This window comes from Bradyrhizobium sp. CCBAU 11434, from assembly GCF_028128895.1.
In the GTDB taxonomy this organism is placed as follows: Bacteria; Pseudomonadota; Alphaproteobacteria; order Rhizobiales; family Xanthobacteraceae; genus Bradyrhizobium; species Bradyrhizobium zhengyangense.
Map to the genome: position 1 here is coordinate 422,263 of NZ_LBJX01000101.1, position 22,510 is coordinate 444,772.

Genomic DNA, 22,510 nt, shown 5'->3' on the forward strand with positions numbered 1-22,510 from the left:
TAAATGCGCGCCCGCGCAACCCCATTTTATGGTGGGTCGCAGCAGGCACCTTTTCGTTTCATGACGAATGTTTAAGATCGGGATCAACCTGCATCGATCAATCCGGAATCACCGCCCATGACCGAGACAATCCGCATCAGGCGCTTCATTGCGCGCCCCGTGATCGCGCCGATGAACTTGCCGCTTCTGACCTCGACCGGCGCGGTCGCGAAGGCGCCGCTGGTGCTGATCGACTGCGAGACCGACCAGGGCGCGGTCGGGCATGCCTATCTGTTCTCTATCACGCCGTCGGCCTTGAGGCCGCTGACCGCGATGGTCACGGAGATGTCGGAGCTGCTCGCAGGCGACGAGCTGCTGCCATTCGAGATCGAGCGCAAGCTGACCCAACGCTTCACGCTGCTCGGCCTCGCCGGCCTGCAACGGCTGGCGCAATCCGGCATCGACATGGCGGCATGGGACGCGCTGGCGCGCAGCCGAGGCCTGCCGCTCGCCCGCCTGCTCGGCGGCGCGCCCAAACCGGTGAAGGCCTACAATTCGAAAGGGCTCGGCATCATGCCAGCGGGCGCCGCGGTGGAGGAAGCCCACAAGCTGCTGGCCGAGGGCTTTCATGCCGCCAAGATCCGCGTCGGGCGGCCCGAGGCGCGGGACGATCTCGCCGTGGTGCGCGCGGTACGCAAGGCCGTCGGCGACGATGTGACGCTGATGTGCGACTACAATCAGGCGCTGACGGTGACCGAAGCCATTCGCCGCGGCGAGATGCTCGACGACGAAGGCTTGAGCTGGATCGAGGAGCCGATCCGGCACGACGATTACGAGGGCTGCGCCCGCATCGCCGATGCGCTGCGTACGCCGGTCCAGATCGGCGAGAATTTTGACAGCGCGTTTGCGATGCAGAGCGCGCTGTCCGCCGAGGCCTGCGACTATGTGATGCCCGACGTGCAGCGCATCGGCGGCGTCACCGGCTGGCTGCGCGCCGCCTCACTGGCGCACGCCGCCGGCATCGAGATGTCGACGCATCTGTTCTCGGAGGTCAGCGCGCACCTGCTCTGCGTCACGCCGACGGCGCACTGGCTGGAATATGTCGACTGGGCCGACGCGGTACTGGCGACGCGGCTGAAGATCAAGGACGGCTTTGCGATGCCCGGCGAGGAGCCGGGGAATGGGATTGAATGGGACGAGGCGGCGGTGAGGAAGTATGCAGTGGGCTAATCGTTGAAAGCGACGCCCTTCGCGGCCTCACCCGGAGCACCGGGCTCGGCGATCCCCGCGCAATTGCTCGACGGCTTCTGTCCGGCGAGCATGCCGCGGAAAAACGCGAGCGCATCGGGAAAAGCCGCAATCAGGCCGCCATTATGCGTCCTGCCGGGATAGGTCTTCCAGACCACCTCGTTGCCGGCCGCGCACAGCGCCGCGACTTCGGCATATTGCCGCGTCGGCACCAGCGTGGAATCGGCAAGGCCGGTGCCGAGCAGGAGCGGCACCTTGAGGCGCACGGCCTTCATGTCCGTGATCGGCGTCAACCGCGCGATGATTTGGGCCATCGGCTCGACATAGACGTTCTCGGCGGTGACGCCATCCCGGCCCGCGACCTCGCGCATCTCGGTGGAGCAGTTCTCGCGCGCCGCCTTCAGGATCGGCTTGCCCTTGTCGGAGACGAGATCGTCGGCGGAAGGTGCGCCATCCGGCAACGAGCCGCCAAGCAGCATCAGCGACGTGTAGATCGGCGAACCGATCGCAGTCGTCTGCGGCGGCTTGTAGGGACCATCCGGGAAGGTCGAAACCAGGCCCGTCGCCACAGTGGCAATCAGCGGCACGTCGGGCGCGTAGCTTTCTGCGATCACGGTCGCGCCCAGGGCGGCGCCCGAGCCTTGCGATTGTCCGGTGACGAAGACTTTTGGAGCCAGCTTGTCACGATATGTGGCGAGCGCCGCGCGCACGCCATCCAGTACGGAGCGCCCTTCCGCCTGCCAGATCAGATATGGATGCGGGCCGGGCCCGCCGAGTCCTTGATAGTCGGTCGCCACGACCGCAAAACCGTTCTCGAGCCAGCGCTGGATGTAGGTGGCATCGCGCGGCTTGTGACCGGTCCAGGACGGCGCACATGCATCGGAAATGCCCAGCGTGCCGTGCGCCCAGGCAACCACGGGCCAACCTCCGGCCGGCGGCTCGCCCTTGGGCAGATAGAGCGTGCCGCTGACGGGAACGATGCCGGCGTGCCAACGGAAATCGCTCGATGTGTAGAGAATGCGTTCGGCGAGGGCTGCGCTGGTGATTTCGGGCTGCGCGAGCATCGGCTCCTTGCGCAGCAGCATGCCGGGGCTCTCGGGCAGGGTTTCGGACCAGCGATAGAATGGCGAGAGATTCTGGTCGCCCACCTTCGGCCCGACCGGCAACAATGAATCCGCACTGGCCGTCGAGGCCGCAAGGCCGACGACAACGGCGAGCGCCGCCAACGACCTTGTCGTCAGGCTTCCAGGCATCAGGCTTCTCCATCCCTTGCGCTTTTAGATTGGCTGGCGATCGCAGCAATCCTGTTTCTGCGCCGATTATGGACGCCGTCGCGCCAAGGTCCATGTCTTTTCAGACATGGACCGATGCCGATCGCACATGAAGTTGGAGGCACCGTCGTCGCTGGAGGTGGCCGCTTGTTCAGCGGCCCTCCATCCGCGCGGGGTGACGGGTCTTTACCGCCCGCTCCTCATTGCGAGATCGGCCAAAGCCCACTATCCCATGCCCCATGACCACATGGCGCCCGCATCCCCACATTCGCGTCGTCGCGATCGGCCTGCACTGGCGGGGCGGGCGTCTGCTCGCGGCTGAGGTGCGCGACGATGCCGGTCGGATCAAGGGCGTCCGCCCGCTCGGTGGCGAGATCGAATTCGGCGAGAGCTGGCGCGCGGCCCTCTTGCGCGAATTCAACGAGGAGCTCGGCATCGACGTCACCATCACCGGCGAGCCGCTGATGATGGAGAACATTTTTGTCCACGAGGGCGCGACCGGGCACGAGGTGATGTTCATCGCCGAGGTCGGGTTCCCGGATGACGCCTTCAGCCGTCAGGACCGTATCGACTTCCGCGAGGACAACGGAGAAGAGATCACCGCCCGCTGGTTCGACCTCGCCGATCTCGACGTGCCTGATGGCCCGAGCCTCTATCCGACTGGACTGAAGGAGTTGCTACTCGCGCCGAAAAGCAGGTGCGACTGACAATCCCGGCTACCACGTCTCTGCGCCAGGGATCTTTTTGCGCACCGCGATGCGCTGGATCCAGATGCAGCGACGGACGGATCTGTTGGAGCGGCCGACAGCAGAAATGCCCTCGCCGGCCTGAAGCAGCGGCGCCACGCTCGCGCGCAACTCGCGGCAGCGCTCGAGCTCGGCCTGCCAGTCGATGACGGCGGCATTCGCGCTCGATGCCGTCAGCGTCGCCGCCACGGCAAGGAAAATGGTCCGCATCATTCACCCGCCCTTCCCTTTGATACATCCGCAATGCGCCGGTAGCGGAAGTCGCAATGATCGGCACCTTGCATGATGGTCTGCGTGCGCGCCAGCTTGATGTCCGGACCGAAGCCGTCCGCGGTCGCAAAGTCGGCGGTGCAAACCATGAGGAAGCCGAGCTCCGGCTCGCCCAGCGCCTTGTAGAACTCGGCATAGGCACATCGCTTCACGTCGAAGGCGAACGCATCCCGCGTCTGCTCGATCACCTCGTAGCTGAGAGCATCGTCGCGCGCGTAAGTCCTGAAGGCGGAGCCGACCGCTTTGCCGAGATCGCTCTCGTTCTTGGCCTTCCAGAACTCCTCCCCGAAGCCGCGGTAGAGGTCACCGAGCGCCTTGCGCACAATCGCGTTCGCACGGACCTCGCCGAGTTCGGCCTGAAGCGCCTTGACCAGCGGCACCAGCACTTGCGCCTGGATTTTGGCCTGTTCGATGACGGATATGCTCATGGGCGGCGTTCTCGACTTCGGCGCCTCGGTGTCAACGTGGCTCCCACTGTGACTGAATCGCGCGCGAAGCGGAGCACACTTTGAGGCACCGGTTAGATTGCATCTTCGCCAAGACGCGATCAAGGCGGACGGCGTGAATTTCCTCTCCGGTGCTGGGGAATCCCAGCGGTCTCGCGCTGTTTCTATACCAAACGGTATAGAAACATGATTTCAAAGCGCGGGACGCGCGGGAATCTTCGGTCAGGCGCGGTTTGGCGTAAAGATGACCTTGCCCTTGAAGCTCGCAGCCTGGGCGATCGCGTCGGCAAACTGCTCCAGACCGTAGGTCGCAGCGACCGGCGCAGTGAGCGCTCCTGATGTGACCAACGGGGTCAAATGATCGTACATTTTGCCCATGGTCTCGGCGGTGGCGGTCTTGAGCCAGTGTACGAGCCAGAAGCCGCGTACCGACACCTCGGCAAAAATCGCTCTTTGGCTCGAACCGGAGAAGGGCTGCCCGCTCATCGCGCTGTAGATGACGACCACGCCTTTCGGTGCAACGCAGTTCATGAGGTTCATGGTAGATGGACCGCCGACCATGTCGAGTGCCAGATGGATGGGCGCTCCGCCCGTCTCGCTGGCGACGCGCTTGGGCAGATCAGGACCGTCGACGAGCACGACATCCGCTCCCAGCGCGCGCAACTCAGGCACCAATTCCTCGCGTCGGACGACGTTCACGAGCTTGAGTCCCAGCGATTTCGCCACCGCGATGACCGAACGCCCCGTCGCCGAATTGGCGCCATTCTGAATCACCCAGCCACCGCTGGGAACCTTGACCATGTCGGTCAACAGCAGGTAGGCCGTCGCGGGATTGACGCCGACCATCGCGAGTTGCTGGACATCCGCTTGCAGCGACAAGGGCCGCTGCCACGTCGCGGCAAACTTCACCCGCTCGGTCCAGGTCGGCACCATGATCGGGATCAGGGTTCGGTCGCCTTCCTTCAGGCTCTTGACGTTTGCACCCGCCGCGACGACGCGGCCCACGCCTTCGATTCCGAGGGTGGCCGGCAGCGGCGGCAGAAATCCGTAGCGTCCTGCGGCGATCATGAGGTCGGTGGCGTTGATCGGAGCGGCCTCGACGGCGACAACGACTTCGCCGGGGCCAGGAGCGCCTACATCGGGCACATCGTTCAGCCTCACCGCGTCCGCAGGCTTTCCAAACGTCACGACCTGAACCGCCTTCATGTGTCATCTCCTGTTTTTCTGTTCTGTACTTGATAGTACAGAACGAACAGAAGGTCAATGACGGCACCGGGTGCACCGGTCACGACTGCTTGAGGACTTAACATCCGCAGCAGGAGCGCATAAACAAGTTGCATGGCAAGACCACGCAGTTTCGACCCTGATGACGTGCTCGAAGTCGCGCGCGAGGTTTTCTTGCGCAAGGGCTACCGGGCGGCCTCGCTCGACGAGATCACGGCGGCGAGCGGCATCGCCAAACCGAGCCTCTATGCGGCGTTCGGCGACAAGAGCGCGCTGTTCCTGCGCGTGCTCGATCGCTACCACGACGGTATCCTCGGCTGGGCAGAGCGTGTCCTGGCCCAGCCCGGCCAGGCCCGCGACGCTATCAGGCAATGGCTCACGGGATTCGTACCGTATTGCTCGGGCACAAAGGGCGCGCGAGGCTGCCTGTCGATCAACTCGTCGACCGACGGCTCGCTCGATCAGGCAGAGATCCGCAAAAGCATCGAGCGCTACAACAGACGCCTCGAGCAGTTGTTGCGCGCACGCCTGCACGCCGACCGGGCGCAGTTCAGGAAGGGCTTTGATCCCGATCTCACGGCACACACGATCATGGTGGTGCACACGGGATTGATGTCGCTTGCGCATCAGGGGTCCGATGCGAAGCAGGTTCAGGCCGTGATCGACCAGGTGATGACCCTGCTGGCCTAAAGCGCGATGAAATTGGGTTGAATCGTCGTCGCGCTTTAGCTCTTTGTTTGAGCATGATCGTTTCGGAAAACCGCTTCACACTTTTCCGGATCATGCTCTAGGGACGGCTGGTGGCCTCCCGGGGACGGCAGGTATCACATCAAGGCGCGCGAGATTGCTCCTGCGCGGGGTAATCGAGCCGGCCGTCGGGCAGGATGTGCGCGGCCGGATTCATTTGGGCCTCTTTGACCTGTCCTGGCCCGAGAATGTGAAACACCGTCTCGCCGGCGGCGAGCAGATAATCTGTGATGATCCGGCGATGGCACCGCCACCACAATGTCTCCGCGCACATGATGGCGCAACGTCGCGCCTGCCCGAGGTCGCGCAAATGCGCGAGGCCTTCGTGAAACGCCGGCCCCATGGCGTGGTCGGCATAATTGTGAAAGCTGGCGTTCTGCCAGAAGGCATTGGTCTGCCGCGGTACTTCGTGCTTGCGGCTGCGCAGACCGCCGAGCGAGGCGATGTGCTCGTAGCCGATCGCATCGATCGCCAGCGATTGCGGCAGCGTCTCGCGATTGTACTGCGGATTGGTGCGGGATCGGGGCACGGTGCGAACGTCGGCGACGAAGCCAACCGAGCTGCCCTGCAACAGGTCGACGAACTCCTCGATCGAACGAGTGGCATGGCCGATGGTGAAGAAGGGATGAGCCATGGCAGCCCGTCAGCTCACCTTGTGCCGCTCAGCTGCGCAGCAGCCGCAACGCACGACCCTTGTGCAGGGCGACGTGGTCGGTCTTGTCGCTCTTGATCTCGTATTGCGGATCATCCGGGCTCGCGTGGTGTGTGTGCCCCTTGTAGTCGACGTCCTCAGTGTGGACGCGCAGGATATGGCCGCGCACGCGGCCGGCCTCGGAATTCCAGCTGACGTGATCGCCGCGGTGGAAGGATTTGGGCATGGAGGAACAATGCCGGAGCGTGTGGCGCGTTCCAAGGGGCGGAAGGTGAGGTGACAGTCCGTCTTCGCTCTACGAGCTACGCCGGACACGCTTCGCATTGAGATTGGATCGTGGCTTGCCTAGCCGTAGCTCGCGGCGGCAGCCCGCCTGCGCCCGTTGGGCTTCGGCGTGGCATCCTTCTCTCGCTCGCGAGCGAAGGATGGTGGGCACGACAGGGATCGAACCTGTGACCCCTACCATGTCAAGGTAGTGCTCTCCCGCTGAGCTACGTGCCCTAATAGTCCACTTGTGTCGGGTCGGGGTCCCTATAACGGCTCAGGGGAGCGCGCGCAAGGACGGAACAGGGCCAATTTAGGCCGCCAGCATCTTGTTCACTTCGCTCACCAATTCGCGCAGGTGAACCGGCTTCGACAGCACCTTGGCGTTCTTGGGCGCATCCGAATCCGAGTTCAGGGCGACCGCGGCAAAGCCGGTGATGAACATGATCTTGATGTCGGGGTCGAGTTCCGAGGCCCGGCGGGCGAGCTCGATGCCGTCCATCTCCGGCATCACGATGTCGGTCAGCAGCATCTCGAACGGCTCTTCCCGCAAGCGCTGATAGGCCGCCATGCCGTTGTCATGGGACGAGACCTGAAAACCGGCGTTTTCCAGCGCCTTGACCAGGAAACGGCGCATGTCGTTGTCGTCTTCGGCGAGCAGGATTTTTGGCATGAGCGGAACGTCGATCCCCAGAGGATATGCAGAGGTCACTAAGCCCGACAGAGGGTAAATTTGGGGTGAAAATCTTAACCCTCTGGGCTCGTGCTGCGAGGGGTGTTGTGAACCGGAATGCGGGATGAATCAATTCCGGTGCGCCCACGCATCCCCGCCTGCCTGCCCACACGGTTAAGACATGTTCCAGCGCGGATCACGCTTTTTCGCTTGGCAGAATGGTTGCGATTCCGGACAATGACGACACTTAAGAGCCGCTCGACCGGCCGAATCACCCGATCTGGACCCATGCTGGATCGTGCGGCGTGAAGGGACGAAGCCTGAGAAGATGACCCGGTTTGACGGCGAGGTGTCGCCAGCCTTCGAGATCGTGGAGCCCGCCGAGTGGCGTGCGCCTGTTATCTTCAACTCGCCCCATTCCGGCTCGACCTACCCGGACGAATTCCTGAACGCATCGCGGATCGACCTGCCGACGCTGCGGCGCTCCGAAGACTCCTTCATGGACGAGCTGACCGGCCATCTGAGCGCACGCGGCTTTCCGACCGTGCGGGTCAACTTTCCCCGCTCCTATGTCGACGTCAACAGAGAGCCCTATGAGCTCGACCCCCGCATGTTCACCGGCCGCCTGCCGAGCTTTGCCAACACCCGCTCGATGCGGGTCGCCGGCGGATTAGGCACGATTCCGCGCGTGGTCGGCGACGGCCAGGAGATCTATCGCGACCGCATCGCGGTCGATGATGCGCTGGCGCGGATCGAAACGCTGTACAAGCCGTACCATCGCGCGCTGCGCCGGCTGATCAACAAGGTGCACCAGATGTTCGGCACGGTGGTGCTGGTCGACTGCCACTCGATGCCCTCGGTCGGCGTCAGCAGGGACGAGCCGCGCCGGCCCGACGTCGTGATCGGCGACCGCTACGGCACGAGCTGCACGCCGCTGCTGCCCGACCGCGTCGAGGAAACCATGACTGGCCTCGGCTATTCGATCGGCCGCAACAAGCCCTATGCCGGCGGTTTCATCACCGAGCACTACGGCAACCCGGCGAGCGGCCTCCATGCCGTGCAGCTCGAGTTCAACCGCGCGATCTATATGGATGAGCGCCGCCGTGAGCGCATCCCGCGCTTTGCGCAAGTGGCAAGCGACTTTGGCGTTCTCGCCGACGTGCTGGCGACCACGATTCCGTTCGGCGATCTCGGTCCGTTCCAGGCCGCCGCGGAATAGACGCGCGTCTCGGACGATCGTCTTGCCTGCGATTGCGTTTTCGCTTCGCGAGGGATCGCGCACCAAACTGAAAACAGACCGACAAGAAAAAAGGGCCGCTCGCGAATGACGCAAGCGGCCCAAGTCTAGGGAGGAAACGCCCAAGGAGGGCAGCGATAACGCGAGAAGCGCTACCGCACCGCAACAATATGCGGCCGCGCCGCACAAAGTGCAAGGGCTTTTGAGCCGTTTCCCATGCAAAAACACATGGCTCGGTTGCTCCAAAAGAAACCCAGATTCAGTTTCTTTGATAAGGAAATTCAATGGGTTGATAGTCATTTGCATACGAACAAGGCATGCTCGGAACTAAGTTTTCAAGTCGGTGATCGATATTTGGCCAGCATATGGCTCGGCATTTGGCTCACTGGGGGTTGCCGGTAACCGGATCCAAAATACCAGGGTGCAAATCAAGACAGCGCTGCACGTGAGGAGCGAATTGAGCTAGGCAGATTGCGAGCTTCACCCAACTTTCGTTTTTGAGGATGCGCCGTGACGGTGATCGACTTCTCAGCCTTCATCGGACGACTTGCCACTGCCTCCGGCGAGACCATCCTCCCGTTCTTCCGCACCTCGCTGTCGATCGACGACAAGAGCAAGACCAAGGATTTCGATCCCGTCACGGAAGCCGACCGCGCCGCGGAGGCGGTGATGCGGCGGCTGATCAAGGCGAGCTTCCCCCAGCACGGCATCGTCGGCGAGGAATTTGGCAATGAGCGCGAGGATGCCGACTATGTCTGGGTGCTCGACCCCATCGACGGCACGAAGTCCTTTATCGGCGGCTTTCCAATCTGGGGCACGCTGATCGCGCTGCTGCACAAGGGCTCCCCCGTCTACGGCATGATGCACCAGCCCTTCATCGGCGAGCGCTTTTCCGGCGACAATGGCTCGGCCAATTATAAGGGCCCCTCCGGCGAGCGCCGGCTGCAGGTCCGCCGCTGCGCCTCGCTGTCGGAGGCCACGACCTACACCACCTCTCCCTTGCTGATGAACGAGCGCGACCGCGCCATTTTCGGCCGCATCGAGCAGGGGGCACGGCTGTCGCGCTACGGCGGCGATTGCTATTCCTATTGCATGCTCGCGGCCGGCCATGTCGATCTCGTGGTCGAAACCGAGCTGAAGCCTTACGATATCGCAGCGCTAATCCCGATCGTGACCGGCGCCGGCGGCGTCGTCACCACCTGGGAAGGCAAGCCGGCCCAGGGCGGCGGCCGCATTGTCGCTGCGGGCGATCCACGTGTCCACGAAGAAGCACTGAAGCTGCTCAACGGATAGGCGATGCTGGAGCTTGCATGAAAAAACGCCGCGCGCTCCTTCTCGCCATCCTGCTTCAGTTTCCAACGCTGGCCTCCGCCCAGAATTTTCCGGCAAAGCCGATCAAGCTGATCGTGCCGTTCCCGGCCGGCGGCCCCAATGACATTATCGCCCGTGTCGTCGGCCAGCGCATGTCGGAACTATCTGGGGAGCCGGTGCTGATCGACAATCGCGGCGGCCAGGGCGGCGTGCTCGGCACCGACGCGGTCGCAAAGAGCCAGCCCGACGGCTACACCATCGCCATCTCCTCGGCCGGCGCGCTTGCGATCAGCCCGAGCATGGAGAAGGTCGCCTACGACACGCTCAACGACCTGACGCCGGTGACGCTGGTGGCGACCGTGCCGGAAATGCTGGTTGTCGCCGCCAATGTGCCGGCCAAGGACATCGGCGAGTTGATCGCACTCGCCAAGGCGCAGCCCGGAAAACTCAACTTCGCCTCCTCCGGCCCCGGAAGCCTGCCGCATCTCGCCGGCGAACTCTTCAAGCTGACGGCCAAGATCGACATCGTCCACGTGCCCTATCGTGGCGCGGCTCCGGCCGTGAACGATCTGCTGGGCCAGCAAGTGCAGATGACCTTCCTCGATCTCCCGGTGCTGCTGCCGCAAGTCAAGGCCGGCGCCCTGAAGCCGATCGCGATCGGCTCGGTGGAGCGCGCGCCAACCGCCCCCGACGTGCCGACCACGAAGGAAGCCGGCTTCCCCGACCTGCGCATCGAGAACTGGTACGGCATGGTGGCGCCCAAGGGCACGCCCAAGGAAATCGTCACCGCGCTGCATGACCTCGCGACCAAGGCGATGGCGGATCCGGCGGTGAAGGAGAAGCTGGCCGCACAAGGCGCGACGCTTGTCGGCGACGAGCCCGAGCATTTTCGCAGCTTCATCGCGGACGAGACCAAGAAGTGGGCGAAGGTGATCAAGGACGCCGGCGTCGAGACGGCGAAGTAGTGCTCTTGCGCCTCACACCGCCTCTGCCCGCAAATGCTCCGCCAGCATCTTGGCCGGCCGTGGCAGCGCCTTGAAACTGCGCGCGCAGATCACGAGCTTCCGGTTGGCGAAGGTGTCGCGCAGGCGGACGATGGCGAGCGGCATCAGTTTTGCGCAGCGGCGGGCGGCGGCTTCGGGCACCAAGGCGACACCGACATCGGCCGAGACCAGCTGGCAGATCGCATCGAAGTCGCGCAGGCGCGCCCGAAAATGCGGGCGCATGCCGAGCCGCGCGGCATGCTTTGAAATGTGCATCTGAAGCGCGGTGGCGCTGGTGAGGCCGACGAACTCGCAGGCGCCCGCCTCCTGGAAATCGATCTGGCGGCGGCCGGCAAACGGGCCCCGCCTCGACGTCACCAGCGTCAGGCGGTCCTCGCTGAACACGAAGCGCTCGATATGATCGGGCAGCGCGTGCTCGGCGGCAAAGCCGAGATCGGCGGCTCCGGCCGTGATCGCGGCAGCAATGTCGGTGCTCTCGCGCTCCTCGATGTCGATGGCGACGTCGCGATGCTCGCGCAGGAAGCCGGCGAGCGCCTTCGGCAGGTGCTCCGACAGGCCCGACGTGTTGGCCAGGAAATGAACGCTGGCGCGCACGCCGCTGGCAAAGCCGGCGAGATCGCCGCGCATGGCGTCGACCTGGTGAATCACGACCCGCGCGTGATCCAGCAGGCTCTCGCCGGCCGCGGTCAGCTCGACACCGCGCCGCCCTCGCTTGAGCAGGGCGACGCCAAGCGCGTCCTCGAGACCCTTGATCCGTGCGCTGGCCGAAGCCAAGGCGAGATTCGATCGCTCGGCACCGCGGGTGATGCTGCGCTGGTCGGCGACCGCGATGAAGAGCTGGAGATCGACGAGGTCGAAACGCACAGCTTTTCCTCCATAATCAGCCTTCGTGATGGACGAAGGCTATCTCCGTAACCTCCAGATTGTGCCCCCGCGCCGCTTCGGTCAATGTGGCTGCATGATCGACCCGCTTCTCATCCTCATCGCCGCCGTCTTCCTGGTCGCCGGCTTCGTCAAGGGCGTCGTCGGGCTCGGCCTGCCGACCGTGTCCATGGGCCTGCTCGCGGTGAACATGGCGCCGAGCCGCGCCATCGCCATCGTGATCGTGCCCGCCATCGTCACCAACATCTGGCAGACCTTTGTCGGCCCTCACCTGCGCGACATCCTCAGGCGCTTGTGGCCGCTGATGATCGGCACCGTGATCGGATGCTGGCTCAATGCCGGCGCGCTGACTGGTCCCTATGCGCGCTACGGCACCGTGGTGCTCGGCGTGCTGCTGGTGATCTACGCGATGATCGGCCTCAGCAAGTTCAAATTCCACGTCGCGCCGCAAAACGAGAAATGGGTCGGCGGCGTGGTCGGTGTCGTCACCGGCGTGATTTCGGCCTCGACAGGCGTGCAGGTAATCCCCTCGATGCCGTTCATGCAGGCGATCGGGATGGAGAAGGACGAGCTGGTGCAGGCGCTCGGCGTGTTCTTCACTACGGCGACGCTGGCGCTGGCCTTCAATCTCACCGCGGGCGGATTGCTGACGCCGGCCAATGCCGTCCCGGGCACCGTCGCCATGGCGATGGCCTTTGCCGGGATGTATCTCGGCCAGTCAGTGCGGCAGCGGATGCCGGCGGAGGCGTTCCGCCGCTGGTTCCTGGTCGCGATGATCCTGCTCGGCGTTTATCTCGCCGGCAGCGCGCTGCTCAAGGAATTTGGGTAACCGAGGTTACCGCGCCTCCAGCATGGCGACGCGGATGCCGAGATAGATAAAGAGGCCGCCGAGCGTCCGATTGACCCAGGCGATCACGCCCTCGGACCGCCGCAGGCGATGAGCGGCGTTGGCCGCGAACGCCGCCAGCACCAGGCACCACAGGGTCCCCGTGCAGATGAAGATCAGGCCCAGCGTCAGAAAGGCCAGCGGCTTGTGCGGCGCATCGGCTGCGACGAATTGAGGCAGGAAGGCCAGGAAGAACAGCGCGACCTTGGGATTGAGCGCGTTGGTGAAGACGCCCTGGAGGAAAACCCGTCGCAGCGAGCTGCGCTCCGCCTCGTCCTTGACCGCCAGAAGCTGCGGCCGCGACCACAGCATCTGAAGCCCGGTCAGGACCAGATAGGCCGCGCCGACCAGCTTCAGCACCCCGAACGCGGTGGATGAGGCCATCAAGAGCGCCGAAAGGCCGATCGCCGCGCCCGCGACATGGAAAAAGCAGCCGCAACTGATGCCGAAGGCTGCGGCCGCCCCGCCGCGCCAGCCCATCTGCATGCTGCGGCCGATCACGTAGACCGTGTCGGGCCCCGGCGTGATGTTGAGCAGCACCCCCGACAGGACAAAGAGCCAGATTTCGTGAATGCCCAGCATGGTGAGGTCCTCGCCGCCCGGCCGGGCGGCCTCAAGGGACTGGCCTTAGTTGGTTCGCACCCCGCCGTCCACCACCGGAAATGGTTAGGATTTGCGTCGAATTTGCAATGCGGATCATACTTTCGTTCGGCTCGATGTGCTCTATAAGGACGCAAGTTCTTGAAATGCTGGATTCGCGGCGACGGCCCGCTGGTGGCGTCCCGCTCCCTTGGAGCTCCGAGGATATGGAAAGACGTCTGGCCGCCATCGTCTGCGCCGATGTCGCCGGCTATTCCCGGATGATGGGCAGTGACGAAGCCGGCACCCATGCCGTCTTCAAGGCCCATCGCAGCGCGATTCATCCGATCATCCTCAACCATGGCGGCCGTGTCGTCAAAAACACCGGCGATGGCTTCCTGCTGGAGTTTCCCTCCATCGTCGGCGCCGCAGAGGCCGCGATCGCGATGCAGGTGTTGATGGCGGAGCGCAACCATCATCTGCCTGCCGACCGCGCCATGCAGTTCCGGCTCGGCATCCACATGGGCGACGTCATCGCCGACGAGGACGAGGTGTTCGGTGACGACGTCAACATCGCCGTCCGCCTCGAATCGGTGGCGAACCCTGGCGGGTTCGCGATCTCGGCCAAGGCCTACAGCGAGGCGAGCAAGCATCTCACCGTGCCGCTGGTCGATGGCGGCAACCACCGCTTCAAGAACATCAAGGATCCGGTCGGGGTCTGGACCTGGACGCCCGACGGCGCCACCGCGCTCGCGCGCGAAGTGAAAGAAGGGTCGGCGCTGTCGCAGCCGAACCGCACGGCGATCGTGGGCGTGCTGCCCTTTGCCAATCTCAGCGACGCCCAGGACGAATATTTCTCCGACGGCCTGACCGAGGATCTGATCCACGCGCTGTCGCTGCAATCCTTCTATCGCGTGCTGAGCCGCAACTCGACCTTCGCCTTCAAAGGCAAGAACGCGAGCACCCGCGTGATCGCGCGCGAGATCGACGCCACCTATCTGATCCAGGGCTCGGTGCGGCGCGCCGGCGCCAAGATCCGCGTCACCGCCGAGCTGATCGCGCCGGAGACCGGCGAGCAGCTCTGGACCGGCCGTTACGACCGGGACATCGGCGACCTCTTCGCCATGCAGGACGAGATCACGACCAGCCTGTCCGCGGCCATCGCCACCGAGATCGTCCGCGCCGAGGCCTCCGCGCCGGCGCGCCCGACCAACGACGTCACGGCCTGGGACCGCTTCCTGAAAGGCCTGTCGCATTATTACCGGCAGACCAAGGAAGACCTAGGCACGGCCGTCGCCCTGTTCCGGGAGGCGATCGCGCTCGATCCCAAGCTGTCGATCGCGCATGCCTATCTCGCCACGATCCAGATCCAAAGCATCCAGTTCGGCTGGGTCAAGGGCACGCGCGAGATGTGGGCTGAGGCGATGAGCCTCGCCGAAACCAGCGTGCGGCTCGATCCGCGCTCCTCCTTTGCGTTCTCGATCCTGTCCTGGGCGCATGCGATGGAAGGGCATGACGAAGCGGCGATGGACGCCGCCAAGCGTGCCGTCGCCCTCAACCCCTACGACATGGGCGCGCGCGGCGTGCTCGGCATCTGCCACTTCGTGATCGGCGAGCACCGTCAGGCGATCGAGCTGTTCTCGATGGCGGCCCAACGCGATAACAGCGACCCACGCTATCAATGGGCGGCGCTGAACGCCTTTAGCCACTATCTCCTCCGCCAGTATGACGCGACCCTGTCCTGGGCCCGCGAGCAGCTCTACATCAACCCGAACCATATGCAGGCACTGGCGATCAGCGCCGCGGCGCTGGCGCAGATGGGCCGGACCACTGATGCGAGCGAGGCGACAGGCGTGCTGATGCGCAATTACCCAACCCTGAACGTCGATCGCCATTTGCGGAATTTTCACTGGAAGCGGTCCGAGGATATCGCGCATTACCGCGACGGGCTGCTGAAGGCAGGCGTACCGGCCAGCAAGCTCACCTTGGTCCAGAGCGACGTCAGACGCGCTGCGGAATCCTGACGGCAGCATCCTCTGGGCGAGGTCCCGCGAGCAGACTCGCGGGTGCGCTGCGGTCTCACCGCAGCGTTATTGACAGCAGAGCGAATTCAGCCACACTTCGTCACACCCTGAAGTAGCATAGCTACGGCCCGTCCGCTGTCTGTTTGTTAGGACTTTCTGCGCTTGATCGGCGCGGCCGCTTTTCACGATTCGTATGTTTTCAGGACTTTGCCGATGGATGACTCCCGCAAGAAGCCCTTTGATCCTTCAATCGAAGTCTCTCCTGATAATCCCTGCCCTTTCCTGCGCGGCCTCGTCGGCGAAGGCTTTGTCGACGGCGGCACCGTCCCGCTGCGGACGATTTCGCAGACCATCGCAAATGCAAGCGGCGAGACCGGGCTGAAAAAGACCTCGGCCCGCATCCAGGTCCGCGGCGTCGCGCTGATCGCCAACGGCGCCTGTCATATCCTGCAGAGCATCTTCTGGGGCGCACAGCTCAATCGCTTGCGCGGCGGACCGCTCGACAAGCTCGGTGCGGGCTCGCGCATCCTCGGCGTCGACGGCAAGGTCAACGAGGACCAGATCGCGCGGCTCGCCGGTTTCGGTAGCACCTATGCCGACCCCGAGGGCGGCAGCGAGGTCGGGCTCAACGCCTCGCAGATCCAGACCTTCATGAACGACAATCTCAAGCGCGCCGGCAATCAGGCGCGCTGGTACTACCCGATCCTGATGAAGTTCGAATGGCCGATCCTGCTCAGGATCATGGGCAAGGGTCAGGGTGATGACCGCTATCTCAGCGTGGCGGAGGTGAGGACGTTGTTCAACGAGCGCAAATTCCCTGAGAGGATCACCCAGCGGATGGTCAGCCAGCCGGTCCGCCCGCCTTCACTCATCTTGCGCGCAGCCGGCGGCCTCGTCGCAGCGCTCCTCGTTTTTGGCATCGTGGCGCTGCGCTTTCCCGATCAATTCCAGCCGATACTGCCCGGCATCCTCGGGAATCTGGTGGCGCCGCCATTACCTAAGCTCGTCGAACCCCGCGCCGCGTACTGGCTCGAGCAGAACTGGGCGCTGGAGGACCGGCACTGGTTTCATCACGCCAGCCAGGGCACCGCGACCTTCCCGGTGCCCTATAGCTGGTTCATGGCGCTGGAGCAGCCGCGGCTGCATTTCTTCGCAAAGCCCGGGATGCTGCACGACAGCGACCATCTGCAGCGCTTCGGTTTCATCCCGAGCCCGCAGACGATCAACACCGATGAGGCCACGCTCCGCCGCTTCGGCTACGCCAACGTCTATGACAAGACCAAGCCGGTGCCGGCGCGGCTGTGGGATCCGCCGGTCAACTGGGGCAAGCAGGCCGAAAACGTCGACGGCCTGCCCGTCGGCTTTGCGCGCATGACCGGCGTGTCCGATCCCGCGACCGGTAAGATCGGCGAGGACCGGATTGGCCTCACCTGCGCCGCCTGCCACACCGGACAGATCCACTACAAGGGCATCGACATCCGCTTCGACGGCGGCCCGGCGATGACCGACCTCAGGAAGCTCGAGGTCACGACCGGCCTCTCGATCGCCTACACGCTCTATGTGCCGGGTCGCTTCAAGCGCTTTGCCGATCGTGTGCTCGGCCCTTCCGCCAGCGATGCGGACCGCGATGCGCTGAAGCAGAAACTCAGCGCGATTGGCACATTCCTGGTCGACTGGGAGAAGACCTACGCGAAAACCATCGAGGGCAAGACGCGGTTCAACGAGAAGACCAAGCGGGACGAACCACAGCAGGACACCGAGGAAGGATATGGCCGCCTCGACGCGCTCAACCGCATCGGCAATCAAGTCTTCTCCCAGGATATGGCGCTCAGCGGCCTCAGCGGCTTCGAGAAGAATCTGCATGCCAAGGACGCGCCGGTCAGCTTCCCGCCGATCTGGACCGTGCCCTGGCTCAAATATGCGCAGTATGACGCCTCGATCGAGCAACCGCTGATCCGCAACGCCGGCGAAGCACTGGGCGTAACCGCGCTGCTCAATTTGTCCGACACCACGCCCAAGGACGCGCTGTTCCGCTCCTCGATGGACATCAAAAATCTGAACTGGATCGAGGATCTGCTGAAAGGGTCGGCGCCCTATCCGAAGAAGCAGCTCTCCGGACTGACATCGCCGAAATGGCCCTCTGACATCTTCGGCGACGATGCCTGGAAGATCGATGGCGACCGCGTCAAACGCGGCCGCAAGCTCTATGCGGAGATCTGCGTCGAATGCCATCTCGGTCCGGTCAACGATCCCGTCTTCGACACCGAATTTCCTGACAAGAGCATCTGGTCCTCGGACCGCTGGCAAACCATCGGCGACGACAAATTCCTGAACGAGGTGCAGAAGAGCGCCAAAGGCATGGGGACCGACCCCTCTCAGGCCAGTGTGCTGGCAACGCGCATTGTTCAGGTGCCGGGCTTTCTCAAGCTCGATCCCACGCAGAAGCTCAATGCCTGGTGGAATTGCAATCTGCCTGAGGTGTCGTCCACCGACATGCCGTATGCTCTTGGCCTGATGGTGCTCGTCGACATCGTCAGTCGCAAGGCAATGGACGATGCCAAGATCGACCCGAAAGTTCAGGATATCTGGTGGGGCAAGCGCAAGAACTGCCCGAATTCTGGTCCGCAACCGCCCGAGAAGAATGAGCCGGGGCCCTGGTATCGCGCGCGACCGCTCAACGGCGCCTGGGCCACCGCGCCCTATCTGCACAACGGATCGGTGCCCTCGCTCTACTGGATGCTGAGCCCCGCGGCCGAACGCCCCAAATCGTTCTGCATGGGCGGTGGCCGCGACTACGATCCGAAGCAGGTCGGCTTTGCGGTCACCGACGGCGAGAGCTGCAAGACCGGTCAGTCACGCTTCTCGACGCGAGCCGCTGATGGCACCGACTTGTTCGGCAACAGCAATGCCGGCCATTCGTTCGATGGCACGCCGGGCCCCGGCAAGGACGGCACCATCGGCCGCGTGCTCAAGGAGCAAGAGCGCTACGATCTGATCGAGTATCTGAAGACGCTGTGAGTTGCTTCTTCACCTCTCCCCGCAAGCGGGGCGAGGGAGAAGACCGCCACTTCACTTGAACAATGGCGTGCCCGGCACGAAGGCGTCGAACGCCGCCCAGAACTGGGAGCGGTAGCGGTCCTGCTCCTGGAGGATCTCGTGCTTGGAGCCGGCGATCACCAGATGCGAGCCCGCGCGCAAATGGTAGGCGAACTCCTCGATCGCCGCGGTCGAGACCACGGCGTCGTTGGAGGCCGCCAGCATCAGGATCGGCTGGCGGATCTCGGAGGGGTAATGGATGCCCTTGAAGGTGTGCATGGCGCGGAAGGCGGTATCGGCCCAGGCCACCGTGGGGGATGCCAGGCCCAGCGTCGGGTCCTCCTCCAGGATCGCGGCGTTGCGCGCATAGCGCACCGGATCGCTGGTCAGCGGATTGTTGATGAAAGGTGACAACCCAGTGAGGTCATCGCTGCCGCCAGGAATGTATGCGCCGCCCCGTCCCAGCATGCGCATCGTCTTCAACAGTGCCCGCACCGGAAACGAGGTGGAGCGACCGGGCAGGTCGATCATCGGCGCCGACAGCACCATGCGATCGAACCACCGCTTGCCCGCATGTGCGAGCCGCAACAGCACCGCGCCGCCCATGGAATGGGCCAGCGCGAAGAACGGCGGCGGACAATCCGGCAGCACCACCTGCTGCACGAAAGCCTCGACGTCGATCTCGTAGTCCGAGAAGTTGCGCACATAGCCCTTGCGCGGATCGCGCAGCCGCCGCGCGGAGTGCCCCTGCCCGCGCCAGTCGATCATTGCCACCGCAAAGCCACGGTCGCGCAAATCGCGCACGGTCTCGAAATATTTCTCGATCTGTTCGCTGCGGCCGGTGAAGACGCAGACCGTGCCCTTGCGGTTTGCCGGCGGCGCCCAGCGCGCAAAGCGTAGCTCGACGCCATCCGAGGTCTTGATGGTGCCGCTGACGACGTCTTCGGGAACGGGGTTGGACGGAATCGAGACCAGCGTCATGAGAGTGCGTAGGCGCCAAGTGCAGCAAATCAAGGGGCGGGGAGCGCCGAAAAGGCGCTTGTTTCCGCCCTCTTGAACGCCGTCTGGACCCACCCATATCATCTCAGTGCAGGCCGCTACCAGTGTTTCGAAACCGGAACATCAGGCTGCACACAGACTAAAGCCCGGCCCGATTGGCGGGCGGGTTACCAAAACAGTCGCTCAATGGAGGACTTGACCATGCGTACCTACGATCTCACCCCGTTCTATCGTTCCACCGTCGGCTTCGACCGCCTCTTCAACCTGCTCGACCAGGCAGGCACTGACGGCAGCCCCGGCTACCCCCCCTACAACATCGAGCGCACCGGCGAGAACGCCTACCGCATCACAGTTGCGGTCTCGGGCTTTGCCAAGGATGAGCTCTCCATCGTCGCGAAGGAAAACACGCTGACGATCAAGGGCGAGAAAGTCGCCAACGAGAACTCGAAATCCGAAGTGCTCTATCGCGGCATCGCCGCCCGCGCCTTCGAGCGCGCCTTCCAGCTTGCCGACTTCGTGCAGGTGAAGGACGCTTCGCTCGAGAACGGCCTGCTTCATGTCGACCTTGTACGCGAGATTCCCGAAGCCAAGAAGCCGCGCCAGATCGCGATCAACGCCGGCGCTGCCAAGGCGCAGGTGATCGAGAGCTCGGTCGCCGCGTAAAGCGCGTATCAACTTCCAGGTTACGAAAACGCCTCGGTGCCCCCGGGGCGTTTTTTCGTTCTTACATCGCCGCTCGCCCTGCCGCCGTTCGGGCTTGCGCAAAGGCGACACCACTTTGCTGAATTGCCCGATTGGATGGTTGCAGCGCATCACGGGCCGGTGAGCCGACGTAACGCTGCCGCCTGACACTCCGTATTTTGTATGCCGAGCCCAAAACAAGACGGAGAACGATCATGACTTTCTGGCGCAGCCTTTTCGTCGCCGCGAGCCTGCTGGCGGCCCCCATCAGCCTTGCCCATGCGCAGACCCCAACCGCGGTGAAAGCCAAGAACGTCGTGCTGGTGCATGGCGCCTGGGCCGACGGTTCAAGTTGGTCGGAGGTGATCCCGATCCTCCAGGCTGCCGGCCTCAACGTCACTGCCGTGCAGAATCCGCTGGGCTCGCTCGCCGAGTCGGTCGAAGCGACCAAGCGTGTGCTGGCCGAGCAGGATGGTCCGACCGTGCTGGTGGCGCATTCCTGGGGCGGCACCGTGATCAGCCAGGTCGGCACCGACCCGAAGGTTACCGGCCTCGTCTACATCGCCGCACGCGCCCCCGATGCCAACGAGGACTTTGTCGCGCTGTCGAAGCAGTTTCCGACGGGCCCTGCGCGTGCCGGCATCGTCGAGCACGACGGCTACACCAAGCTGTCCGAAGACGCGTTCCTTAAATATTTCGCCAACGGCGTGAAGCCGGTGCAGGCGAAGGAGCTCTACGCCGTGCAATGGCCGACGGCCGCCTCGATATTCGCCGGTCGCACCACGGAAGCCGCCTGGCACTCCAAGCCGAGCTGGTACGCGGTGTCGAAGAAGGACGGCACCATCAATCCCGATTTCGAACGCTTCCTCGCCAAACGCATGAACGCCACCACGATCGAGCTCGACGCCGGCCACCTCTCGCTGGTGTCGCATCCGAAGGAAGTTGCGAATTTGATCCTGGAGGCGGCGGGGTATCCGCGGAGCTGAGCCGCGATTGCGGAAACACAAAAGGCGCCTGAGATCTCAGGCGCCTTTTGTGTTGCCCAGCTCTCTCCTCATTGTCGTCCCGGCGAAGGCCGGGACGACACCGATGGTTTGGCTGGCGCCTGCGCCTCCAACTCGCGCTAATCCAATCCTTGCGCCGCCGGCATCTCCTGCGTCGGCAGGATCGTGACGGCCGGCTTGGCCTGGCCGACGGTCGGCGCAGCCTCCGCGGGCTTGGCTTGCACGGCCGCCGTCTGCTGTGCGGGTTGAGCCTGAGGAGCCTGCTCGGCGGGCTTGGCGGCCACCACCGGCGTCTCGGCGCGCTGCGGAGCCGCCTTGGGCAGCGGCACAGTGCGGCTGGCGACATGCGGGATCGAGGCAGGCGGGCGCGGCGGGCCGCCGCGAACCATGGTCGGCGGCGGCAGCGCGCTTTGCGGCCGGTAAGGTGCAACCGTCGGCTCCTCATAAGCGGGGGCCATGCCATAGGCGTCGGCGGCCGGCATGAAACGGATGATCCGGCCGTCGCGAGCGTCGATCACAAGCCGGCCGTCATCACCACGACGGTCGATCACCGCAATGGTGTAGACCGCGCCACGCAGGCGCGGGATGCCGAGCGGCGAGAAGCCGTTGTCGCGCAGGACCGCGTAGACCTCGATGGCCGGCAGTAGCGCCGGCCCCACGCCGCGTTCCTCATAGCCATAGCGGTAGCCGTAGCGCGGCGGCGGAGGCGCGGCCTCCGGCGGCGCGTAGGGGCCGTCGAAATCCGAGACGGCGATATAGGCCCCGCGCGCGGTTCCTTTCGCCGGCACCTGGGCCTCCGCGGCATTTGCTACCAGCGCCAGCGCGGCGGCGGCCACACATCCTGTGAAAAACTTCATGGTCGACACGCTCCTGTCAGGCCCCTCATGGCCTGGCGCTCTTTCGCTTTTGACGGCGTGGCGCACGTTCCGAAGGGGCGATCCGAAGCTTTATTGGGGATTTCGGCGCCGCTTGGGCCGGATCAGGGCGCGTTTGCTTCAAAACCGGGGCGCGCAACTTTTGGAAAGCGATCGATTGACATATGAGGAATCGGGACTTCCGCGCGCTTGTGTGATAGACAAAAATTTGGCAAGGTGACGTTTAGGACAGGAAGACTGTCTCAATTTTGCTTGCGGTTCCGGCATACGGATTGCAACGAAAGTCGGTGCTTCCGAGCACCATAAGGCAACAGGAAAAGCCGTTCTCGGGGACGAAGAACGCCTTGGCCTGAATTTAAGAAAATGCGGCTCGCAGCGGACGAGCGGTGACCCAGAGGCGGGTGCCGCGGAACGCCCAAGGTGCGCCGAAGATGGCGGTGAGGCAGCTTGCCGCATGGAGAGGATTGGAACA

The 22,510-nt window shown here is 64.0% G+C and carries 22 protein-coding genes and 1 tRNA gene; 11 read left to right on the forward strand and 12 right to left on the reverse strand.

The genetic code is table 11. From position 1 onward, the window contains the following. Positions 1-117: 117 nt before the first annotated feature. A complete protein-coding gene (locus tag XI06_RS36710) occupies positions 118-1,209 on the forward strand; it encodes an enolase C-terminal domain-like protein (RefSeq protein ID WP_271607535.1) in 1,092 nt (363 codons plus the stop codon). Here the strand turns inward: XI06_RS36710 and XI06_RS36715 are convergent. Next, complete coding sequence (locus XI06_RS36715) at positions 1,206-2,480, reverse strand: lipase family protein (RefSeq protein WP_271607536.1); 1,275 nt, start codon at positions 2,478-2,480, stop codon at positions 1,206-1,208. The two genes, XI06_RS36710 and XI06_RS36715, sit on opposite strands and share 4 nt — an antisense overlap. Positions 2,481-2,737: 257 nt before the next feature. Here XI06_RS36715 and XI06_RS36720 point away from each other — a divergent pair, with 257 nt between their 5' ends. Then, complete coding sequence (locus XI06_RS36720) at positions 2,738-3,205, forward strand: NUDIX hydrolase (RefSeq protein ID WP_271607537.1); 468 nt, start codon at positions 2,738-2,740, stop codon at positions 3,203-3,205. A 9-nt stretch (positions 3,206-3,214) separates the two neighbouring features. Here XI06_RS36720 and XI06_RS36725 read toward each other — a convergent pair whose 3' ends face one another. The 3 genes from XI06_RS36725 to XI06_RS36735 form a co-directional block, all read right to left on the reverse strand. After that, entirely contained in the window at positions 3,215-3,457 is a 243-nt protein-coding gene (locus XI06_RS36725) for a hypothetical protein (protein WP_442869488.1), read from the reverse strand. Continuing rightward, positions 3,454-3,942: an L-2-amino-thiazoline-4-carboxylic acid hydrolase gene (locus XI06_RS36730; RefSeq protein WP_237864635.1), complete on the reverse strand. Its 489-nt coding sequence runs from the start codon at positions 3,940-3,942 to the stop codon at positions 3,454-3,456. Before XI06_RS36730 ends, XI06_RS36725 begins: the two co-directional genes overlap by 4 nt. Before the next feature lie 240 nt (positions 3,943-4,182). Further along, positions 4,183-5,166 (reverse strand): zinc-dependent alcohol dehydrogenase family protein, encoded by a 984-nt coding sequence (locus XI06_RS36735; RefSeq protein ID WP_271607538.1) that lies wholly within the window; start codon positions 5,164-5,166, stop codon positions 4,183-4,185. Between the two features lie 132 nt (positions 5,167-5,298). Between XI06_RS36735 and XI06_RS36740 the strand changes: the two genes are divergently transcribed. Further along, positions 5,299-5,874 (forward strand): TetR/AcrR family transcriptional regulator, encoded by a 576-nt coding sequence (locus XI06_RS36740; protein ID WP_271607539.1) that lies wholly within the window; start codon positions 5,299-5,301, stop codon positions 5,872-5,874. Positions 5,875-6,013: 139 nt separating this feature from the next. On the opposite strand, the gene XI06_RS36745 is transcribed toward XI06_RS36740, so the two are convergent. From XI06_RS36745 to cpdR, 4 genes are all read right to left on the reverse strand, one after another. Next, on the reverse strand, positions 6,014-6,565 hold the full coding sequence (locus XI06_RS36745) for a DUF488 domain-containing protein (protein ID WP_237864639.1): 552 nt from the start codon (positions 6,563-6,565) through the stop codon (positions 6,014-6,016). 28 nt (positions 6,566-6,593) lie between these two features. Beyond that, entirely contained in the window at positions 6,594-6,809 is a 216-nt protein-coding gene (locus tag XI06_RS36750) for a DUF2945 domain-containing protein (RefSeq protein ID WP_237864640.1), read from the reverse strand. A gap of 200 nt (positions 6,810-7,009) precedes the next feature. Continuing rightward, positions 7,010-7,084: transfer RNA gene (locus XI06_RS36755), tRNA-Val, on the reverse strand. A gap of 76 nt (positions 7,085-7,160) precedes the next feature. Beyond that, positions 7,161-7,520: a cell cycle two-component system response regulator CpdR gene (gene cpdR, locus XI06_RS36760; RefSeq protein ID WP_007597092.1), complete on the reverse strand. Its 360-nt coding sequence runs from the start codon at positions 7,518-7,520 to the stop codon at positions 7,161-7,163. A gap of 328 nt (positions 7,521-7,848) precedes the next feature. Between cpdR and XI06_RS36765 the strand changes: the two genes are divergently transcribed. From XI06_RS36765 to XI06_RS36775, 3 genes are all read left to right on the forward strand, one after another. Further along, on the forward strand, positions 7,849-8,739 hold the full coding sequence (locus tag XI06_RS36765; RefSeq protein WP_271607540.1) for an N-formylglutamate amidohydrolase: 891 nt from the start codon (positions 7,849-7,851) through the stop codon (positions 8,737-8,739). Positions 8,740-9,267: 528 nt separating this feature from the next. Continuing rightward, positions 9,268-10,050, forward strand: a complete 783-nt coding sequence (gene hisN / locus XI06_RS36770) for a histidinol-phosphatase (protein WP_237864642.1) — start codon at positions 9,268-9,270, stop codon at positions 10,048-10,050. Positions 10,051-10,067: 17 nt separating this feature from the next. Further along, positions 10,068-11,033 (forward strand): Bug family tripartite tricarboxylate transporter substrate binding protein, encoded by a 966-nt coding sequence (locus XI06_RS36775; RefSeq protein ID WP_271607541.1) that lies wholly within the window; start codon positions 10,068-10,070, stop codon positions 11,031-11,033. Between the two features lie 12 nt (positions 11,034-11,045). Here the strand turns inward: XI06_RS36775 and XI06_RS36780 are convergent, their stop codons facing one another. Then, a complete protein-coding gene (locus tag XI06_RS36780) occupies positions 11,046-11,936 on the reverse strand; it encodes a LysR substrate-binding domain-containing protein (protein ID WP_271607542.1) in 891 nt (296 codons plus the stop codon). A gap of 94 nt (positions 11,937-12,030) precedes the next feature. Here XI06_RS36780 and XI06_RS36785 point away from each other — a divergent pair, with 94 nt between their 5' ends. Further along, a complete protein-coding gene (locus XI06_RS36785) occupies positions 12,031-12,783 on the forward strand; it encodes a sulfite exporter TauE/SafE family protein (RefSeq protein ID WP_237864645.1) in 753 nt (250 codons plus the stop codon). A gap of 6 nt (positions 12,784-12,789) precedes the next feature. Here the strand turns inward: XI06_RS36785 and XI06_RS36790 are convergent, their stop codons facing one another. Then, entirely contained in the window at positions 12,790-13,422 is a 633-nt protein-coding gene (locus tag XI06_RS36790) for a LysE family translocator (RefSeq protein ID WP_271607543.1), read from the reverse strand. Positions 13,423-13,646: 224 nt separating this feature from the next. Between XI06_RS36790 and XI06_RS36795 the strand changes: the two genes are divergently transcribed. Together XI06_RS36795 and XI06_RS36800 are read left to right on the forward strand one after the other, a co-directional pair. Continuing rightward, positions 13,647-15,443 (forward strand): adenylate/guanylate cyclase domain-containing protein, encoded by a 1,797-nt coding sequence (locus XI06_RS36795; RefSeq protein WP_237864647.1) that lies wholly within the window; start codon positions 13,647-13,649, stop codon positions 15,441-15,443. Positions 15,444-15,656: 213 nt separating this feature from the next. Next, positions 15,657-18,461, forward strand: coding sequence for a di-heme-cytochrome C peroxidase (locus XI06_RS36800; protein ID WP_271607544.1), 2,805 nt, complete (start codon positions 15,657-15,659; stop codon positions 18,459-18,461). 51 nt (positions 18,462-18,512) lie between these two features. Here XI06_RS36800 and XI06_RS36805 read toward each other — a convergent pair whose 3' ends face one another. Then, complete coding sequence (locus XI06_RS36805) at positions 18,513-19,460, reverse strand: alpha/beta fold hydrolase (protein WP_237864649.1); 948 nt, start codon at positions 19,458-19,460, stop codon at positions 18,513-18,515. A gap of 219 nt (positions 19,461-19,679) precedes the next feature. Here XI06_RS36805 and XI06_RS36810 point away from each other — a divergent pair, with 219 nt between their 5' ends. Together XI06_RS36810 and XI06_RS36815 are read left to right on the forward strand one after the other, a co-directional pair. Beyond that, positions 19,680-20,141, forward strand: a complete 462-nt coding sequence (locus XI06_RS36810) for an Hsp20 family protein (protein ID WP_237864650.1) — start codon at positions 19,680-19,682, stop codon at positions 20,139-20,141. A gap of 233 nt (positions 20,142-20,374) precedes the next feature. Continuing rightward, entirely contained in the window at positions 20,375-21,145 is a 771-nt protein-coding gene (locus XI06_RS36815) for an alpha/beta fold hydrolase (protein WP_271607545.1), read from the forward strand. Between the two features lie 137 nt (positions 21,146-21,282). Here the strand turns inward: XI06_RS36815 and XI06_RS36820 are convergent, their stop codons facing one another. Further along, entirely contained in the window at positions 21,283-22,020 is a 738-nt protein-coding gene (locus XI06_RS36820) for a hypothetical protein (protein WP_237864652.1), read from the reverse strand. Positions 22,021-22,510 lie beyond the last annotated feature (490 nt).

Bases quoted from the DNA above. Each gene is read 5' to 3' on its own strand.
- XI06_RS36775 (WP_271607541.1), top strand. From the start codon at position 10,068: ATGAAAAAACGCCGCGCGCTCCTTCTCGCCATCCTGCTTCAGTTTCCA.
- XI06_RS36805 (WP_237864649.1), bottom strand. From the start codon at position 19,460: ATGACGCTGGTCTCGATTCCGTCCAACCCCGTTCCCGAAGACGTCGTC.
- XI06_RS36820 (WP_237864652.1), bottom strand. From the start codon at position 22,020: ATGAAGTTTTTCACAGGATGTGTGGCCGCCGCCGCGCTGGCGCTGGTA.
- XI06_RS36800 (WP_271607544.1), top strand. From the start codon at position 15,657: ATGGATGACTCCCGCAAGAAGCCCTTTGATCCTTCAATCGAAGTCTCT.
- XI06_RS36810 (WP_237864650.1), top strand. From the start codon at position 19,680: ATGCGTACCTACGATCTCACCCCGTTCTATCGTTCCACCGTCGGCTTC.
- XI06_RS36795 (WP_237864647.1), top strand. From the start codon at position 13,647: ATGGAAAGACGTCTGGCCGCCATCGTCTGCGCCGATGTCGCCGGCTAT.
- XI06_RS36730 (WP_237864635.1), bottom strand. From the start codon at position 3,942: ATGAGCATATCCGTCATCGAACAGGCCAAAATCCAGGCGCAAGTGCTG.
- XI06_RS36790 (WP_271607543.1), bottom strand. From the start codon at position 13,422: ATGCTGGGCATTCACGAAATCTGGCTCTTTGTCCTGTCGGGGGTGCTG.
- XI06_RS36750 (WP_237864640.1), bottom strand. From the start codon at position 6,809: ATGCCCAAATCCTTCCACCGCGGCGATCACGTCAGCTGGAATTCCGAG.
- XI06_RS36735 (WP_271607538.1), bottom strand. From the start codon at position 5,166: ATGAAGGCGGTTCAGGTCGTGACGTTTGGAAAGCCTGCGGACGCGGTG.
- XI06_RS36785 (WP_237864645.1), top strand. From the start codon at position 12,031: ATGATCGACCCGCTTCTCATCCTCATCGCCGCCGTCTTCCTGGTCGCC.
- XI06_RS36740 (WP_271607539.1), top strand. From the start codon at position 5,299: ATGGCAAGACCACGCAGTTTCGACCCTGATGACGTGCTCGAAGTCGCG.
- cpdR (WP_007597092.1), bottom strand. From the start codon at position 7,520: ATGCCAAAAATCCTGCTCGCCGAAGACGACAACGACATGCGCCGTTTC.
- XI06_RS36710 (WP_271607535.1), top strand. From the start codon at position 118: ATGACCGAGACAATCCGCATCAGGCGCTTCATTGCGCGCCCCGTGATC.
- XI06_RS36745 (WP_237864639.1), bottom strand. From the start codon at position 6,565: ATGGCTCATCCCTTCTTCACCATCGGCCATGCCACTCGTTCGATCGAG.
- XI06_RS36720 (WP_271607537.1), top strand. From the start codon at position 2,738: ATGACCACATGGCGCCCGCATCCCCACATTCGCGTCGTCGCGATCGGC.
- XI06_RS36765 (WP_271607540.1), top strand. From the start codon at position 7,849: ATGACCCGGTTTGACGGCGAGGTGTCGCCAGCCTTCGAGATCGTGGAG.
- XI06_RS36715 (WP_271607536.1), bottom strand. From the start codon at position 2,480: ATGCCTGGAAGCCTGACGACAAGGTCGTTGGCGGCGCTCGCCGTTGTC.
- XI06_RS36725 (WP_442869488.1), bottom strand. From the start codon at position 3,457: ATGATGCGGACCATTTTCCTTGCCGTGGCGGCGACGCTGACGGCATCG.
- XI06_RS36815 (WP_271607545.1), top strand. From the start codon at position 20,375: ATGACTTTCTGGCGCAGCCTTTTCGTCGCCGCGAGCCTGCTGGCGGCC.